The organism is Dyella jiangningensis, from assembly GCF_003264855.1.
In the GTDB taxonomy this organism is placed as follows: Bacteria; Pseudomonadota; Gammaproteobacteria; order Xanthomonadales; family Rhodanobacteraceae; genus Dyella; species Dyella jiangningensis_C.
This window is the reverse complement of record NZ_NFZS01000001.1, coordinates 1,512,083-1,529,017: the sequence shown is the minus strand read 5'-3', so window position 1 is coordinate 1,529,017 and position 16,935 is coordinate 1,512,083. Positions and strand designations below refer to the sequence as shown.

At 66.1% G+C, this 16,935-nt stretch carries 18 protein-coding genes; 11 read left to right on the top strand and 7 right to left on the bottom strand.

The window, feature by feature from the left end:
* Nucleotide 1: 1 nt before the first annotated feature.
* Entirely contained in the window at nt 2-643 is a 642-nt protein-coding gene (locus tag CA260_RS06800; RefSeq protein ID WP_026635939.1) for a response regulator, read from the bottom strand.
* Between the two features lie 152 nt (nt 644-795).
* A complete protein-coding gene (locus tag CA260_RS06795; RefSeq protein WP_111981619.1) occupies nt 796-2,025 on the bottom strand; it encodes a sensor histidine kinase in 1,230 nt (409 codons plus the stop codon).
* Nucleotides 2,026-2,226: 201 nt separating this feature from the next.
* Between CA260_RS06795 and CA260_RS06790 the strand changes: the two genes are divergently transcribed.
* The 10 genes from CA260_RS06790 to CA260_RS06745 all read left to right on the top strand — a co-directional run bounded on the left by CA260_RS06790 (nt 2,227) and on the right by CA260_RS06745 (nt 10,756).
* The gene (locus CA260_RS06790) at nt 2,227-2,850 is read left to right on the top strand and encodes a GNAT family N-acetyltransferase (protein WP_111981617.1); all 624 of its coding nucleotides are present in this window, start codon (nt 2,227-2,229) and stop codon (nt 2,848-2,850) included.
* A complete protein-coding gene (gene minC, locus CA260_RS06785) occupies nt 2,847-3,626 on the top strand; it encodes a septum site-determining protein MinC (protein WP_111981615.1) in 780 nt (259 codons plus the stop codon). Before CA260_RS06790 ends, minC begins: the two co-directional genes overlap by 4 nt.
* A gap of 43 nt (nt 3,627-3,669) precedes the next feature.
* A complete protein-coding gene (gene minD, locus CA260_RS06780) occupies nt 3,670-4,485 on the top strand; it encodes a septum site-determining protein MinD (protein ID WP_111981613.1) in 816 nt (271 codons plus the stop codon).
* A 5-nt stretch (nt 4,486-4,490) separates the two neighbouring features.
* A complete protein-coding gene (gene minE, locus CA260_RS06775) occupies nt 4,491-4,757 on the top strand; it encodes a cell division topological specificity factor MinE (protein ID WP_111981611.1) in 267 nt (88 codons plus the stop codon).
* A 73-nt stretch (nt 4,758-4,830) separates the two neighbouring features.
* Nucleotides 4,831-5,343 (top strand): hypothetical protein, encoded by a 513-nt coding sequence (locus CA260_RS06770; RefSeq protein WP_111981609.1) that lies wholly within the window; start codon nt 4,831-4,833, stop codon nt 5,341-5,343.
* A gap of 249 nt (nt 5,344-5,592) precedes the next feature.
* On the top strand, nt 5,593-6,951 hold the full coding sequence (locus CA260_RS06765; protein ID WP_338065722.1) for a nodulation protein NfeD: 1,359 nt from the start codon (nt 5,593-5,595) through the stop codon (nt 6,949-6,951).
* A gap of 23 nt (nt 6,952-6,974) precedes the next feature.
* A complete protein-coding gene (locus CA260_RS06760; protein WP_111983039.1) occupies nt 6,975-7,730 on the top strand; it encodes a slipin family protein in 756 nt (251 codons plus the stop codon).
* Between the two features lie 69 nt (nt 7,731-7,799).
* Complete coding sequence (locus CA260_RS06755) at nt 7,800-8,354, top strand: YaeQ family protein (RefSeq protein WP_111981607.1); 555 nt, start codon at nt 7,800-7,802, stop codon at nt 8,352-8,354.
* A gap of 8 nt (nt 8,355-8,362) precedes the next feature.
* Nucleotides 8,363-9,625 carry a TIGR03862 family flavoprotein gene (locus CA260_RS06750; RefSeq protein ID WP_111981605.1) on the top strand — a complete coding sequence of 421 codons (1,263 nt, stop codon included), beginning with the start codon at nt 8,363-8,365 and terminating at the stop codon, nt 9,623-9,625.
* Between the two features lie 99 nt (nt 9,626-9,724).
* Entirely contained in the window at nt 9,725-10,756 is a 1,032-nt protein-coding gene (locus tag CA260_RS06745; protein WP_238149631.1) for an HDOD domain-containing protein, read from the top strand.
* Between the two features lie 292 nt (nt 10,757-11,048).
* Here CA260_RS06745 and CA260_RS06740 read toward each other — a convergent pair whose 3' ends face one another.
* From CA260_RS06740 to CA260_RS06730, 3 genes are all read right to left on the bottom strand, one after another.
* Nucleotides 11,049-12,041 (bottom strand): LLM class flavin-dependent oxidoreductase, encoded by a 993-nt coding sequence (locus CA260_RS06740; RefSeq protein ID WP_111981603.1) that lies wholly within the window; start codon nt 12,039-12,041, stop codon nt 11,049-11,051.
* A gap of 351 nt (nt 12,042-12,392) precedes the next feature.
* On the bottom strand, nt 12,393-13,568 hold the full coding sequence (locus CA260_RS06735; RefSeq protein ID WP_111981601.1) for a YncE family protein: 1,176 nt from the start codon (nt 13,566-13,568) through the stop codon (nt 12,393-12,395).
* A 46-nt stretch (nt 13,569-13,614) separates the two neighbouring features.
* Complete coding sequence (locus CA260_RS06730) at nt 13,615-14,424, bottom strand: creatininase family protein (RefSeq protein ID WP_111981599.1); 810 nt, start codon at nt 14,422-14,424, stop codon at nt 13,615-13,617.
* 191 nt (nt 14,425-14,615) lie between these two features.
* On the opposite strand from CA260_RS06730, the gene CA260_RS06725 reads away from it, so the two are divergent.
* Complete coding sequence (locus tag CA260_RS06725; RefSeq protein WP_111981597.1) at nt 14,616-15,698, top strand: linear amide C-N hydrolase; 1,083 nt, start codon at nt 14,616-14,618, stop codon at nt 15,696-15,698.
* A gap of 215 nt (nt 15,699-15,913) precedes the next feature.
* Here CA260_RS06725 and CA260_RS06720 read toward each other — a convergent pair whose 3' ends face one another.
* Complete coding sequence (locus tag CA260_RS06720; protein WP_111981595.1) at nt 15,914-16,126, bottom strand: oxidoreductase-like domain-containing protein; 213 nt, start codon at nt 16,124-16,126, stop codon at nt 15,914-15,916.
* A gap of 4 nt (nt 16,127-16,130) precedes the next feature.
* On the bottom strand, nt 16,131-16,898 hold the full coding sequence (locus CA260_RS06715) for a class I SAM-dependent methyltransferase (protein WP_111981593.1): 768 nt from the start codon (nt 16,896-16,898) through the stop codon (nt 16,131-16,133).
* Nucleotides 16,899-16,935: the final 37 nt, after the last annotated feature.

Genomic DNA, 16,935 nt, shown 5'->3' with positions numbered 1-16,935 from the left:
GTCAGACGATGCCCAGCTCCAGCGCCTTCAGCACGGCGCGGGTGCGATCACGCACGCCCAGCTTGGAAAGGATGTTGGACACGTGGTTCTTCACGGTGCCCTCGGCCACCTTCAGCGAATTGGCGATTTCCTTGTTGCTGTAGCCGCCGGACAGCAGGCGCAGGATCTCGGTCTCGCGCTCGGTCAGCGGATCGGGCTGCTCCAGGCTGGTGAACTGGTTCTGCATGCGGCCGACGCCGGCGAGCAGGCGCTGGGTGACCATGGGTGCGACCAGTGAACCGCCCGCGGCCACCGTACGCACCGCCTCCACCAGTTGTTCCAGCGAGACATCCTTGAGCAGGTAACCCCGGGCGCCGGCCTTGAGGCCCTGCAGCACGAGCTGGTCGTCGTCGAAGGTGGTGAGGATGATGGTGGGCGGAAGCTCGTTGCGTGCGGACAGGGCCTGCAGCACTTCCAGGCCGCTCATGTTGGGCATGCGAAGGTCGAGCAAAACCACATCGGGCTTGATGCGCGGAATGTCCTGCACGGCCTGCGCGCCGTCGGCGCACTCGGCCACCACGCGGATGTCTTCCGCCAGATCGAGCAGGGAGCGGACACCCTGGCGAACCAGGTTCTGGTCATCGACAAGACAGACGGAAATCATCGTGAATCCTCGAAGCGGTTGCGGCCTGCGTCCGATGCCCGCGGCCAACGGAGAAACAAGCCCGGACCATGCCCCTGCATGGACCGGACTCTTACGATGCGGCTATCCAAGCCCCGCATTCTGGCATGACCCACCAAGCCGGGGTGCATTCTTTACACCGTCCCCAGCGCGGGAGGTTCGAACCGTGACGGCGTATGCGCCAGCTCCGGCGCCTCGCCCAGCGGCAGTCGCACGGTGAGTGCAAAACCCTGCATCAGCGCGGGGTCAACCATGACACTGCCCTCGAACTCGGTCAGGCGCTCGCGCATGCCAGACAGGCCGTTGCCCGGCTTGAAGTTGGCGGCACCGCGGCCGTCGTCGCGGGCGGACAGCTCCAGCAGGTTGGCGTTGACGTAGTCGAAGCGCAGCCACAGGTTGCGCGCCGCCGCATGCTTGGCGGCGTTGGTGATGATTTCCTGCGCGCAGCGCAGCAGCACCTGGGCCCGCCGGGGGTCTTCCACGCTGAAACGCGGTGGCGTCTCCACATGCACGCGCAGGCCGGGCACGCCTTCGATCAGGCTGCGCAGGGCCTGCGTGAGATCGATCGCATCGTCCTGGCGAAGCTCGCTGACCACCTCACGCACGTCCGACAGCAGGTGCTTGGCGGTCACCTGCGCCTTCTGCACGTGTTCGGCCGCCTGCGGATTGACCAGGTGGCTGGCCACTTCCAGGTTGAGGCTGAGCGCGGTCAAGTGATGGCCGACCAGGTCGTGCAGGTCACGCGCGATGCGCATGCGCTCGGCGATGCGGGTGGACTCGGCCAGCAGCGCGCGCGTGGCGCGCAGTTCGGAGTTGAGACGACGCTGTATCTCGCGTTCCTCCGCCTGCAGGCTCGCGATCATCGAGGTGAAGAACACCAGCGCCGAGATGCCCAGGTACATGCACACCTGCAGGACCGCCGTCACGATGGTCCAGCCCATGTAGCTGGCGATGATCGGGATCAGCATCAGGTTCTGCAGCAGCATCCACAGCAGCCCGGCGCCGACCGGCAGCTGCCAGGGCAGCACCACCGCGATCACCAGCATCAGCATGGCCGACAGGCCGCTCTGGCTGAACCAGCCCATCGCCACCGCCGAACCGGTCAGGACCACGAGGCCCAGCAGCTGCGGCAGCGAGGGGTAGCCGACCTGCCGCGTCATGCTCGAGCGGCGCGTCAGCAACAGATAGGTGAGCCCGAAGATCAGGTAGGAGAGCACCCATCCCGTGATGTTCGGGTTGCTCCACCAGGAACTGACCTGCGCCAGGCTCCAGCTGCCAGGCAGCAGCGGCAGGGCCACGCAGAGATAGGTCGTGAGACCGGCATACCGCAGCAGCCGGATGTGGTTGATGTTGGACCATGCCATACGCGCATCATCAGCCGGCGGCGGGCGTGGTGCAATGCGTGAGAAGTCACTCCCCGACCCCTGCCGAAAGGCACGCTTTACGAAGGTTTTACATGGTGCGCCGTGTTATGTGCGGGCGCCGTACGCATGTCATAATGCCGCCCGTTACGTGGGGCCGCTTCAAACGGTCTTGTCCTCGAACCACACAAAGCGGAGCAACGAATGGCCCTTGCCATCCGCGACGTGCGAGAGCACGACCTGGATGCCGTACTGGCGCTCAACAACGCCGCCGGCCGCACCATCCTCGCCCTGGACGCGACCCAACTGCGCTTCTTCTATGACCACGCGGATTATTTCCGCGTGGCCGAGATCGACGGCCACCTGGCCGGCTTCCTGATCGCCCTGCGCGACGGCAGCGACTACGACAGCTCGAATTACCAATGGTTTTCCGAGCACTACCCGCAGTTCGTCTACATCGACCGCATCGTCATCGCCAACGCCTACCGCCGCCATGGCCTGGGTCGCATCTTCTATTGCGACGTGACCAGCTATGCCGAGGTGCGCGTGCCCCTGCTCACCTGCGAGGTGTTCCTGGAGCCGCGCGACGACGTGGTGGTGCTGTTCCACGGCACCTACGGCTTCCAGGAAGTGGGACAGCAGCGCATGGCCACCGAAGGTCCGCAGGTCAGCCTGCTGGCCAAGGACCTGCCCAGCTACGCCTTCGTCCGCGAAACCTACCTGGACCACGACGGCCTGCCCGATGTGCCGTGGCTGGCCGAACGCCAGCGTCCTCTCCATCACCCTGACACCACCCGGCGCCGCCTCGCGGGAGAGCGGCGCCCATGAATGCGCGAATGGATACACAAGAAGCCTGCGACCTCCGTTTCGGCCAGGTCGGCATCGCCAACGTGCGCGTGCGCCGTGCCGATGCCGCCGCCCTCTGCGACGAGCTGGAGCGTCGCGTTCGCGCCGCGCCGCAATTGTTTTCACGCGCCGCCGTGGTGCTGGACCTCAGTCACCTGCTGAACCTGCCCGACGACGGCACGGTCGATGCGTTGCTCGAAGCCGTGCGCAGCGCCGGCATGATGCCGGTCGGCCTCGCCTACGGCACCAGCGAGGTGGAAGCCCTCTCGCGCCGCATGGGCCTGCCGCTGATCGCCAAGTTCCGTGCGGCCTACGAGCCGGCCGACGGCGGCAGCATCGCGCCACCGGCACCGCCTGCCCCGGCGCCCGCCGCCGAAGCGCCGCGACGCGCCGAACCCGCGCGCAGCGAACCGGAGCCGGTCGTCGCGGGACTGGGAGCCCAGCATGTCGACGGCACCGTGCGCTCGGGCCAGCAGGTCTATGCGCGCGAGCGCGATCTCGTGGTCACCGGCACGGTGGCCAATGGCGCCGAAGTCATCGCCGACGGCAGCATCCACATCTACGGCGGCCTGCGTGGCCGCGCGATGGCTGGCGCACAGGGCGATGAGAAGGCGCGCATCTATATTTCCGACTTCCGCGCGGAGCTGGTGGCCATCGCCGGCCACTACCGCGTGTTTGAACAAATTCCGAAGGACCTGGAAGGCCAGTCTGTGCGATGCTGGCTCGAAGGGGAAAAATTGCTGATCGCCAAGCTTTGACGACAGCCCATTACTACAACAAAGCATTTTGCGGAGATGAGCCTTGACTGCTGAGATTATCGTTGTCACTTCGGGCAAGGGTGGCGTAGGCAAGACCACCACCAGTGCCTCGCTTGCCACGGGCCTTGCCATGGCCGGCAAGAAAGTCGCGGTGATCGATTTCGACGTAGGCCTGCGTAACCTCGACCTGATCATGGGTTGCGAGCGTCGCGTGGTGTACGACTTCGTCAACGTCGTCCACGGCGAGGCCACGCTCAAGCAGGCCCTCATCAAGGACAAGCGCTACGAGAGCCTGTACGTGCTGGCCGCCAGCCAGACGCGCGACAAGGACGCCCTCACCCAGGAAGGCGTGGAAAAGGTGCTCGAGGAGCTGGGCAAGGAAGGTTTCGACTACGTCGTGTGCGATTCCCCTGCCGGCATCGAAAAGGGCGCGCACCTGGCGATGTATTTCGCCGACCACGCCGTCGTGGTGGTGAACCCGGAAGTGTCCTCGGTGCGCGACTCCGATCGCATCCTGGGCCTGCTTTCCAGCAAGACGCGTCGCGCCGAGCGCGGCGACGGCGCGATCAAGCAGCACCTGCTGCTGACGCGCTACAACCCGGCCCGCGTGGCCGTGGGCGAGATGCTCAGCGTGAAGGACGTCGAGGAAATCCTCGGCATCAACGTCGTCGGCGTGATTCCGGAATCGGAAAACGTGCTGGCCGCCTCCAACGCGGGCGTGCCGGTGATCCTCGACGAGAACTCCTTCGCCGGCCAGGCCTACAGCGATACCGTCGCCCGCATCCTGGGCGAGGAACGTGTCATGCGCTTCCTCGATGCGCCCAAGAAGGGCTTCTTCCAGCGCGTATTCGGAGGCTGATCGCGATGGGTATTCTTGATTTCCTGAAGCGCAAGCCGGAACCCACCGCAGCCGTCGCCAAGGAGCGTCTTCGCATCATCGTGGCTCAGGAGCGCTCCACCCGCGGCGCTCCCGACTACCTGCCGTTGCTGCGCAACGAGCTGCTCGAAGTGATCAAGAAATACGTCCACGTCGACCTCGAAGCCATCAACATCAACGTCGAGCGCGACAGCGGACACGAGATCCTCGAGCTTTCCGTGGCACTGCCTGATCACGCCAAGCCCGCTGGCTGATGCCATCGTGGCATGGGGCGCCCCGTGCCACGATCTCTCTGCTTCACCGCCGCCCCCGGCGGCCGATGTTTCCATGTCATCCGAATCCCCCATGTCGCCCGCCGAAGCCAGCGTGATGCGCCTCGATGCCATCGGCTTCGACGCGCCGGCTGCGCTGCTGGCGCGCTATGGCCTGCAACTGCAACGCGTCGAATCCGATGCGGCCATTCCCGGCAGTTTCTGGGGCGACGATGAAGCCGGCATCATCGGTACCACCGTGTATGCACGCGGCGACACGCCGGTGCATTCGTTGCTTCATGAAGCCGGGCACCTGATCGTGCTGCCGGCGGAGCGGCGCGCGTCCGTGCACACCGACGCCACCGATTCGATCGCCGAGGAAGACGCCACCTGCTACCTGCAGATCGTGCTGGCGGACGAACTGCCCGGCGTGGGACGCCAGCGCCTGATGACCGACATGGATGCCTGGGGCTATTCGTTCCGCCTCGGCTCGACGCAGGCGTGGTTCGAGCAGGACGCGGAAAACGCACGGCAATGGCTGGTCGCGCATGGCCTGCTCGACGCGCAAGGCCGGCCGGTCTACGGCTGAGGCCGATACGTTTCGTTCCCCGGCGTTGCCAGCCTTCGCAAGCGGAACTGCAATGAGCACGTGACGTCCAGCCATCGACGCGCCGTGATGCGGGCGCCTTGCCGGCGGCATGCGCCCGGGCCGCGGAATCCGCCTTGGCAGACAAGCACGCGCCTTCGCACGTTGAAGGGGATGCCCTCCGCGGTGTCTCACACAGGCAAAACATTCCCGGGTGCACTCTGAAGCCGAGCGTCGAGGAGGCGCCGCGTGATGCGATGGCTCTTGATGTCGGCCGGCGTTTTGCTGGCGCTGGCGACCGTGATGGCAGCCGGACAGGCCGCCGGAGGCCCCGCGCGTGCCGGCGCCTTTGCCGCCCGCATCGAACTCACCGGCCCCATTGGACCCGCCAGCGCCGAATACGTCGACAACAGTCTGGAGCGCGCGAACCGCGATGGCGCTACGGTGGTCGTGCTGCAGATGGACACGCCCGGCGGTTTGTCCGATTCCATGCGCTCCATCATCGCCAGCATCCTTGCAGCCCATCAGCCCGTACTGGGCTATGTCGCGCCATCGGGTGCGCGGGCCGCTTCGGCGGGCACTTACATCCTCTACGCCTGCCAGGTGGCGGCGATGGCGCCGGCGACACATCTGGGCGCCGCCACACCGGTATCGCTGGGCGGCGCCAGTCCATTGCCGATCGGCAATACGCCGGCGCCATCGGGCACGGCGCCGACGCCGTCCCCTGACGCGGAAACCAACAAGGTGCTCAACGACGCCATCGCCTCGATCCGTTCGCTCGCGCAGCTCAATGGACGCAATGCCGACTGGGCCGAACAGGCCGTGCGTGGCGCCGCGACGCTCACGGCCGACGAAGCACTGCAGAAACATGTGATCGACTTCGTCGTCGGCGATACCAGCACGCTGCTTGCACGCGCCGACGGACGGCGCGTGCGCGTCGCTGGCACCGACATCACATTGCATTCGGCGGGCCTGCCCATTCGCGATTACGCGCCCAACTGGCGTACCCATCTGCTCGACCTCGTGACCCACCCCACCATCGCCTACCTGCTGCTGCTCGCCGGCATGTATGGGCTGGTGATCGAGGCGTTTCATCCTGGCGTGCTGCTGCCGGGCGTGGCCGGTGCGATCTGCCTGCTGGTGGGGCTCTATGCGTTGCAGCTGCTGCCGGTGAACTACGCGGGCCTCGCGTTGATGACGCTCGGCATCGGCTTGATCGTGGCCGAAACGCTCGCGCCCTCGGTGGGTGCTATCGGCATCGGTGGCGTGATCGCCTTCGTGATCGGCTCGATCATGCTGTTCAACCGTGGCGTACCGGGCTATGCCGTGAATCTCGGCGTGATCGGCGGCATCGCCTTTTCGGCGATGGCGCTGCTCGTGCTGTTGCTGCGGCTGGTACGCCGCTCGCGACGAACGCGATTGTTCCACGGCGACACGCAGATGCTGCTGGCCACCGGCGAGCTGATGCAGGCGATTGGCCCCGATGGCGAGGGCTGGGCGCTCATCGGTGGCGAGCAATGGCGCGTGCGCTGCGAATCTGCCCTGCCCGCCGGCGCGCGTGTGCGGGTCGTGGGCCGTGATGGCCTGCTGTTGTGGGTAACTCCGGCCTAGGTCGAACTCAGGAGACGATGCTCATGTACGGCTTCTTCGGTGTGATCGTGGTGTGGGTGCTTGCCTTGCTGTTCATGTCGATCAAGGTGCTGCCCGAGTACCAGCGCGGCGTGGTGCTGACGCTGGGCCGCTACACCGGTACGAAAGGGCCGGGCTTGTTCATCCTCGTTCCCTTCGTGCAACGCATGATGCGCGTGGACCTGCGCGTGACGGTGATGGACGTGCCGCCGCAGGACGTGATCTCCCGCGACAATGTCTCGGTGCGCGTCAATGCCGTGGTGTATTTCCGGGTGGTGGAACCGGACAAGGCGATCCTGCAGGTATCCGACTTCCTGCAGGCCACCAGCCAGCTCGCGCAGACGAGGTTGCGCTCGGTGCTCGGCCAGCACGATCTCGACGACATTCTTTCGCAGCGCGATTCGATCAACCACAGCCTGCAGCAGATCCTCGACGAAGCCACCGACCCCTGGGGCATCAAGGTGAGCAATGTCGAGATCAAGGACGTGGATCTCAACGAGACCATGGTGCGCGCCATCGCACGCCAGGCCGAGGCGGAACGCGAGCGGCGCGCGAAGGTGATCCATGCCGACGGCGAACTGCAGGCCGCGGAAAAGCTGCGCGATGCCGCCGCCATGCTTTCCCAGCAGCCGCAGGCCCTGCAGCTGCGCTACATGCAGACCATGGCCGACATGTCCAACAGCGGCAAGGCGTCGACCATCGTGTTCCCGCTGCCCATGGATCTGGTCAAGCCACTGCTGGATCTGCTGCCCCGCAGCTGATTTATCGCGGTGAAGCGGTGGATCGCGTCGGCCAAGTACAATGGGTGGTTACCTCCCGCAGGCACCCTCATGGCCCTCAACGCCACCATCTACAAGGCCGAGCTCCAGGTCAGCGACATGGACCGGCACTACTACGCGACCCATGCGCTGACGGTGGCGCGGCATCCATCCGAAACGGCCGAACGCCTGATGGTGCGCCTGCTGGCCTTCGCGCTGTACGCCGACGAACGCCTTGAGTTCGGCAAGGGCCTGAGCGACGACGATGAACCGGCGCTATGGCGCAAGGCGTACACCGGCGAGATCGAGCAGTGGATCGAGCTCGGCCAGCCCGACGAGGCTCGCATCCGCAAGGCATGTGGCCGCGCGCAGCACGTGGTGGTGATCAATTACAGCGGCCGCAGCGCGGACATCTGGTGGGACAAGATCGGCAGTTCGCTGAGCCGCAACCGCAACCTCACCGTGCTGGATATTCCTGCCGAAACGGTGGACCTGCTGGCGGCCATGTCCGAGCGCGGCATGCGCCTGCAATGCCTGATCCAGGATGGCCAGCTCGAGATCATGAGCGACACGGCGAGCGTCTCGGTCGAGCCGCAATCGCGCATGGCGGCCACGCCGCCGAACTGACGCCGCTCATGTCTTCTGCCCCGCACACCCACGTTCGCCTCGCCATCATCGGCGGCGGCCCCGCTGGCCTGATGGCGGCCGAAACGGCGCGTGCGGCCGGCATCGAGGTCGATGTCTTCGAGGGCAAGGGTTCGGTGGGCCGCAAGTTCCTCATCGCCGGCAAGGGCGGCATGAACCTCACGCATGGCGAACCCAAGCCCGACTTCGTGCAGCGCTATGGATCGCGGGCGAAGGAGGTGAGCCAATGGCTGGACACCTTCGACGCCGACGCCCTGCGCGAATGGGCGCGCGGGCTGGGCGTGGAGACCTTTGTCGGCAGCTCGGGCCGCGTGTTTCCCAGCGACCTGAAGGCCGCTCCGCTGCTGCGCGGCTGGGTGCATCGCCTGCGCGAGAGCGGCGTGCGCTTCCATGTGCATCACCGCTGGCTTGGCTGGAATACGGACGGCACCTTGCGCATGGACACGCCGGAAGGCGAACGCATGATTCGCGCGGACGCCGTGGTGCTGGCGCTGGGCGGCGGCAGCTGGCCGCAGCTCGGTTCCGATGGCACGTGGCAACCATGGCTCATCGAACGTGGCGTGCCGGTCGCACCGCTGGTGCCGTCCAATTGCGGCTTCGACATCGGCTGGACCGACCACCTCGCCAGCCGTTTCGCTGGCGCGCCGCTGAAACCCGTGGTGATCCACCTGGCGGACGCCCACGGCCGCGAGCACGCCCGGCAGGGCGAATGCGTCATCACCGCCACGGGCATCGAGGGCAGCTTGATCTATGCCTTTTCCGGCCTGCTGCGCGATGCCGTCGCCGCACATGGATCGACCACCGTGACGCTGGATCTCGCCCCCGATCGCACACTCGATCGCCTGCGCGCCGACCTCGCCAAGCCGCGCGGCAGCCGCTCGATGAGCGAGCACCTGCGAAGACAGACCGGCCTGGCGGGCGTCAAGGCAGCGCTGCTGCACGAAGTGCTGGACCGTAACCAGTTCCATGACCCCGAGGCCCTGGCGCGCACCATCAAGCGCCTGCCACTAGTGCTCAAGCAGCCTCGTCCGATCGAGGAGGCCATTAGCAGCGGCGGCGGCGTACGCCTGGAAGCGCTGGATGGCCACCAGATGCTTGCCGACCTGCCCGGCGTGTTCTGCGCCGGCGAGATGCTGGACTGGGAGGCGCCGACCGGTGGCTACCTGCTCACCGCCTGCTTCGCCAGCGGTCGCCTTGCGGGCCTGGGCGCGGCCCGCTGGATCCAGCGTTTGCGGGCAGACGCGCCGGCTTGAGCATCCCGTCGCAGGTCCGCCGATCGAGCCTACATGTTTGCCTGGCCATGCCGATACAGAAGCGGAGCGGAGGCGTGAGTCGAGGGAGACCGAGGGGCGATGATGGGTTACTGGTGGCGGTTTTTCGCACGTGAGCGCGGCCCTGCAACGCCGGCGCCGCGTCCGGCTGCGCTCGGGCGCGATACCTCGGCAAGCCTCGACGACACGGGCCTCCGCTCCCTGACCTGCAACGACGTCGAGGAGCGCTTCCACCGTTTCATCCTCAACCTGCCGGTGAACGCCGGCGATCACGCCAACCTGGGCCGCGAGCAGGTGCTGCTGCAGCGGCTGGGCGAACTGTGCGACAGCGGCCGTTTCGATGTGCGCACCCTGCCTCGCATGCCCACGGTGCTGCCGCAGCTGATGCGCGCCATGAAGAGCGACAACCTCAACGGCGCGCAGCTGGCCAACCTGATCCGCCGCGACCCGGTGCTGGTGGGCGAAGTCATGCGCGTCACCGGGAGCGTGGCATATCGCACCGCCCACCCCATCGGCAGCCTGCAGCACGCCGTGGTGCTGCTGGGCCAGGTCGGCCTGCGCCATGTGGTGTCGGTCTACGTGATGAAGCCCATCCTGATGGCGAGCGCCGGCGCGAACGGCCAGGTAATCGGTCAGCGGCTATGGGACCACGCGGAGCGCTGTGCGCATGCCGCCGTGTTCCTCAGCAAGGGCCAGTGCGATCCGTTCGAAGCACAGTTGGCCGGGCTGGTCGGCTATACCGGGCTGGGCGCGATGGCACGGTTGCTCGACAAGGACCTGGGCCAGTCCCTGCCCGCCTGCTCGCCCGCCTTCATCGCCGGCTGCGCGCGCATCGCTGCCCGGCTCAGCGTGCAGGCCGGCCGCCACTGGGATCTGCCGCCGGTGGTTCTCGATGCGCTGGTGGAGCACGCGGAAACCATGCCCGAAGCCATGGAGCAGCCCATGAGCCGCGTACTGCATGCTGCACAGCGACTGGCCATGTGCCAGCAGCTCACCGAGCATGGCCTGCTGGATGGCGAAGCTGGCTACACCGACAACGCGATCACCCAGTTCCCCGCCCAGTTGCTCGCGCGTTGCCGCCAGGATCTGCGGCAGAATTTCGCCCAACCCTGAGTTGCGCCGCAGTCCTTTGTAGGAGCGCACCCAGTGCGCGATAAACCTACGGAGCGGTGACAACGCAACGCCGCGGTCGCGCACTGGGTGCGCTCCTGCAGCTGTCGGCTGGTCAGGACGACGCCATCACCTTCCGCGACTGCTAATTAGGGGAAACCCAGGGAGCACTTCACCCGGCCTGAGTCGCCTTTGTCTCCCTGTAGGAGCGCACCCTGTGCGCGATAAACCTGCACCACGATGGCAACCATGCGCCGCGGTCGCGCACTGGGTGCGCTCCTACCGATATCGGCGGCTAGGCGGCCATCTCCTGCCGCAGCTTCGCCACCATATCGAAGGAACGGCACCGCGCTTCGTGCTCGAACACATTGGCGGTGACCATCAGTTCGTCGGGGCGGTGCCGCGCCACGAACGCTTCAAGGCCTTCCTTTACCGTGTGCGCATCACCCACCACGGCGCAGGCCAGTGCGCGTTCGACGCCGAACTTTTCGGTGGGCGTCCAGTAGGTTTCGATGTCGTCGATCGGCGGAGGAATGAGACCGGGCCGGCCGCGGCGCAGGTTGATGAAGCTCTGCTGCTGCGTGGTGAACAGGCGCCGCGCCTCGGCATCGCTGCCGGCCGCCACCACGTTGATGCCGAGCATCGCGTACGGCGCCTGCAGGCGCGCGGACGGTCGGAAATCACGGCGGTACAGCGCCAGCGCCTCGTCCATCGCATCCGGGGCGAAGTGCGAGGCGAAGGCGAACGGCAGGCCCATGGCAGCCGCCAGCCGCGCACTGAACAGGCTTGAGCCGAGCAGCCACACCGGTACCTCGATGCCGGCCCCCGGCACGGCGCGTACCGGCTGATCGGGCGTCGCCGGCTGGAAATACGCGAGCAGTTCCGCCACGTCCTGGGGGAAGGCTTCGGCGCTGTCGAAGTAGCGGCGCAAGGCGCGTGCGGTCGGGTGGTCGGTGCCTGGCGCGCGGCCCAGGCCCAGGTCGATCCGGCCGGGATAGAGCGACGCCAGCGTGCCGAACTGTTCGGCCACCTGCAGCGGCGCGTGGTTCGGCAGCATGATGCCGCCCGCGCCCACGCGTATGGTCGAGGTGCCGCCGGCCACATGACCGATCAGCACGGCCGTCGCCGCGCTGGCGATGCCGGGCATGTTGTGGTGTTCGGCCAGCCAGTACCGGGTATAGCCCCATTGCTCGGCGCGCTGCGCCAGATCGAGGGTGTTGGCGAACGCCTGCGTGGCGTTGCTGCCCTCGGTGACCGGTGCCAGATCGAGTACGGAAAACGGAATCATGCGGCCTCCTCGGCGTGGAAGCCTTGGATGTGGGGACGCCGGCTCCGATTGCCAGCGCCCCGCCGACTCGGCTCTAACGCCAGCCGCGTTGCTCGATGCGGCCGCAGCGCGTGCATTCACGGCGACCTGGCTCGGGGCGCTCCCACTTGTGCCGGAACACCCGGCACAGCCACTGCCCGATTCGCTGCCTGCCCCTCATCCATCGCTCCGTGATTCATGGCAAAAATGTGATTCTCATCACACTTTAACCAGGAGGGCCGGAAAAGGCGACAACCATGCGATGCCACGGCGGCAAGAAAAACGCCCGCCTCTTTCGAGCCAGGCGTTGGCGTTTCCGCGTGAGGAAAAACCTCAGCGCACGATGCCGGTATGTCCCAGCGAGTAACGGCCCGGCTGCGGCCACACGGTAAGACCATGCGGCTCCTGGCCCACCTTGATGGAACGCACCTGGCCGCTGGTGGTGTCGATCGCATACACCACGTCATCGAAGCGGCCGGACAGCCATAGCGTCTTGCCATCCGCGCTCACGTTGCCCATGTCCGGGCTGCCGCCGCCAGGGATCGGCCAGTTCGCCACCACCTTCTGCGTCTTGAAGTCGATCACCGAGACGCTGCCCTTGCCGTGTTTGGGACCATGGATCTTGTTCGAACCGCGGTTGGCGACATACAGCTTGCTGCCGTCGCGGCTCGGGTAGAGGCCATGCGTGCCCACGCCGGTCTTGATGAAACCGACCTGCTTGAAGGCGTCGCCGTCGATCAGATAGACGCCATCGGCCATCATGTCGGCCACGTAGAAGGTCTTGCCGTCAGCGGAGGCGCGGATGTCCTGCGGCATGCCCTTCTTGGACAGGTCGAGGTAGCCCAGCACCTTGCGGTTCACCATGTCGATCTTGGTGAGCTTGCCGGTGAACTCGCAGGTGAAGATGGCATAGCGGCCGTCGATGGAGAACTCGGCGTGGTTGATGCCCTTGCACTCCGGCGCCGACAGGCTCGAGTGCAGCGCCATGGTATGCGCGTCGCGGAAGTCCAGGCGCGCGTGCGCCTCGGCCACCACGATCGCTTCCTTGCCGTCCGGCGTGAAGTACATGTTGTACGGGTCATCCACCGCGACCGCCTTGCCCGGCTTGCCGGTACGCGGATCGATCGGCGTGAGGCTGCCGTCGTTCTTGCGCTCGGCGTTGTTGGTCGCCCACAGCGTGCGCATGTCCCACGACGGCACGACGTGTTGCGGACCCTCGCCGACCTTGAACTTGTCCACCACCTTGTAGGTGGCCGGATCGATCACGTACACATCGTTGGAACGCAGGTTGGGCACGTAGATGCGCGGCAGGTCCTTGGCGACCTCGGGGCTCACATGGCCGAGGCCGGACTCGCTGTACATGTTGGCGGGGTTGACCACCGCCGGCATGCCGGGAACGGTGTTGACGGACGAAGCCGCCAGGGCATTGCCGCCGATGCATGCGGCAGCGAGCGCGAACGGGACGAAGCGGGACAGGCGAAGGGAACGCAGGGAATGAGCGATGGCCATGTGCGGACAGCTTGTATGGAGGTGGGAGGGTGCCCCTGAGAGGGCCTCAGCGCCCCTGGGTGGCTTTCTTCAGGGCGTCGACGGTATGTAACACAATAGCATCGATGCCCAACTGACCGAGGTCGGCCGAGGCACGGCGGGGATCGCCGCCGTAGACGCCGTCGGCCTGCCCGAGCTTCGGGCCGTGCTGTAGCGTGTCCAGACGGACCATCTGCGGCGCCACGGCCAGCTGCAGCGAGGTATCGGCCAGGCCCGCATGGGTGCCGATCTCGTCGTCACGATAGCCACGCTGACGCAACTGCTGCGCATAGCCCTCGGACGAGCTGGCGTAGTACTCCGGCGGCACGATGGCCCTGGCCTTGCCGGCCCATGCCTTGTTGAGCTTCGCCGCCACGCGGTCCAGGTCCTTCTGGTAGCCGCCGTGGTCACCGAGGAACACGACGTTGCGGAAACCGTGCACGGCAAAACTCTGGGCGGCCGATTCCAGCATCTGCTCGAAGACCGCATCCGGCACGGTGATCGTGCCGGGAAAGCGCATGTGCGAACTCGGCGGCGCCACGCCACCCTCGGGCACGTAGGCGACGACGGGTGCCACCAGCGCGTTGCCCAGCCGCTCGGCGATCTTCTTCGAGAGATAAACGGCACGCGCGTTGTGCTTGCCGACCGCGATGCCCGGGCCGCTCTGCTCGGTACCGCCGATGGGAATGATGATGGTGGTCTTGCCCGCATTCACCTGGTCGCGAATCTCGGTCCAGGTGAGGTCTTCGAGCAGGACGGTATGCGGCGCCTGGGCAAACGTGGCGCCCGAAGCCAGCAGCAACAGGCCGCCCAGCAGGGCGAGCAATCGGTAGTGCATCGGAACATCCGCTCGAACGAGGCCCGCAGTGTAAAGCGCCCCCAGTAGGAGCGCACCAGCACGCGATCGCGGCATTCATCCCGCGTAGGTCATTGCGCGCAGGCCATGCCCTGGAAGCGAGTGGCCAAGCAATACGGTGCCTTCATCGCAGCCGTGCTCTCTTGCCGACACATTCTTCGCAGGGGTAGCTCATGTACCGTCATCTGCTGGCTTTCGCCGCGGGGCTCGCTGCGACCGTCCTCGCCTTCCCCGCCCTGCCCTGCACCCGCACGCTCTATGTCGGCGCCGACAACACGGTGATCACCGGTCGCAACATGGACTGGTCCGAAGACATGGGTTCGAACCTGTGGATCTTCCCTGCGGGCATCAAGCGCGATGGCAACGCGGGGCCGAACTCGCCTGCCTGGACCTCGCGCTACGGCAGCGTGATCACGGCCGGCTACGACATCGGCAGCGTCGACGGCATCAACGAGAAAGGCCTGGTGATGAATGCGCTGTATCTGGCCGAGACCGACTACGGCGCACCCGACCGCAAGCGGCCGCACATGGCCATCAGCCTGTGGGGCCAGTACGTCCTGGACAATTTCGCCAGCGTGGACGAGATGGTGAAGGTGCTGGCGAAGGAGCCATTCCAGATCATTGCCCCGCCGCTGCCCAACGGCAAACCGCTCACCATCCACATGTCGATTTCCGATGCGAGCGGCGACTCGGCGATCTTCGAATACGTGCACGGCAAGCTGGTGATCCATCATGGGCGCCAGTACAAGGTCATGACCAACTCGCCGATCTACGACAAGCAGCTGGCGCTCTACGAATACTGGGAAAGCATCGGTGGGCTGACATTCCTGCCCGGTACCAATCGCGCCGCCGATCGCTTCGCGCGCGCCTCCTTCCTGCTCGACGCCGTGCCCAAGCAGCTCGACCCGAACTACATCGCGGGCGTGCCGAACCAGTCCTACGCCTATCAGGCGGTGGCCGAGGTGATGAGCGTGCAGCGCGCGGTGAGCGTGCCGCTGGGGATCAGTACGCCGGACCAGCCCAATCTTTCGTCCACGATCTGGCATACCGTGGCTGACCAGAAGAACCTCGTCTACTACTTCGATTCGGCCACGCGGCCTAATACGTTCTGGGTCGACCTGCACAAGCTCGACCTCAGGCCCGGCGCACCGGTGAAGAAGCTCACGATGGCAAACGGGCAGGTGTATTCCGGCGAGGTATCGGGGCAGTTCGTGGAGACGCCATCGTTCAAGTTCATGCCGGCACCCGCGCCGTAGTACAGGGACGCATCACCGTGGGAGCGCACCCAGTGCGCGACCGTCCCGCGGCGATGTATCCCGTGATTGGTTCTCGCCCTTTCCCATGTGCTGCGATGTCCTTGCAGGCATGTCGCGGACAGGGTGCGCTCCCACAGAGGTAGAGTCCACGTCGGTGCTACCAAACGGCGATCGCGCACTGGGTGCGCTCCTCCAGGGAGAGGGTTCGCGTTGGATTACTCGGGAGACTCGTCCGGATGGCGTTCCTTCCAGGCGGCCAGTGCGTCGCGATAGCGGCCCATGGCTTCGTCGTAGAGGTCGAAGATGCAAGGTACGCAGCCCTGGCCGCAGCAGTCTTCGTCGTCGGGGCGTTGGGGACGCGTGGGAGGCGGATCGTTGGAGGGCGCCGGAGCGCCCTCCGCCGTGGTGGGACGTTGTGGATCAGTCAAAACATTAGCCAGGCTTGCGGAAACGGTAGACGAACTGGTCGGTGTGACCACGGATCGCCTTGTCGAAGACCTTGATGTTATGCGGATCGGCCGGGTTGCGCAGCACATCGCTCTGGCCGTCGAACTTGAAGCCGACCGATTCCACCTGCTTGCGCACAATGGCGGGATCGATGCGATGCAGCGTATCGGTATCGCGCATGCCCGAGCCTGCCTCGGCCACATGGTCGATGATCACGAACAGGCCACCCGGCTTGAGCGAATCGAACACCTGCTTGTCGAACACGGCGGGATCGACGTTGCCCATGAACTTGTCGGGATAGTCGTGGTAGTTCTGCGAGGTGAACACCAGATCCACCGGCTCGGACACCTTGAACTCCTTGGCCGGCACCATCAGCACGCCGACGTTGGCGTAATGCGGATCGGCCACCAGCGCCTTGGACGTCTGCACATCGGACTTTGCCTCGATGCCGTATTCGTTCGGCCACACCGAATAGACCTTGCCCTTGGGCCCCACGATGGCGCTGAACACGCGCGTGAAATAACTGCTGCCCGGGATCAGGTCCACCACCACCTGGCCAGGCTTCACCTCGGCGAAGGTCATGAGGTCGGCGAGCTTGCGGCGATCGTCGTCGCCGACGTCGCTCTTGCGGGCGGGATCGTTGATGGCCGCGGTGACGTAGGCGGGAACATTCGAGTGCGCCGGCGGCGCGGCCACCGCGGTGGCGACAGGCAAGGCGAGAGCAACCAGCACGGCTAGAACGGTCGGACGCATGACGAACTCCGTAGTCAGGTGTGGGGGCGCCATTCTG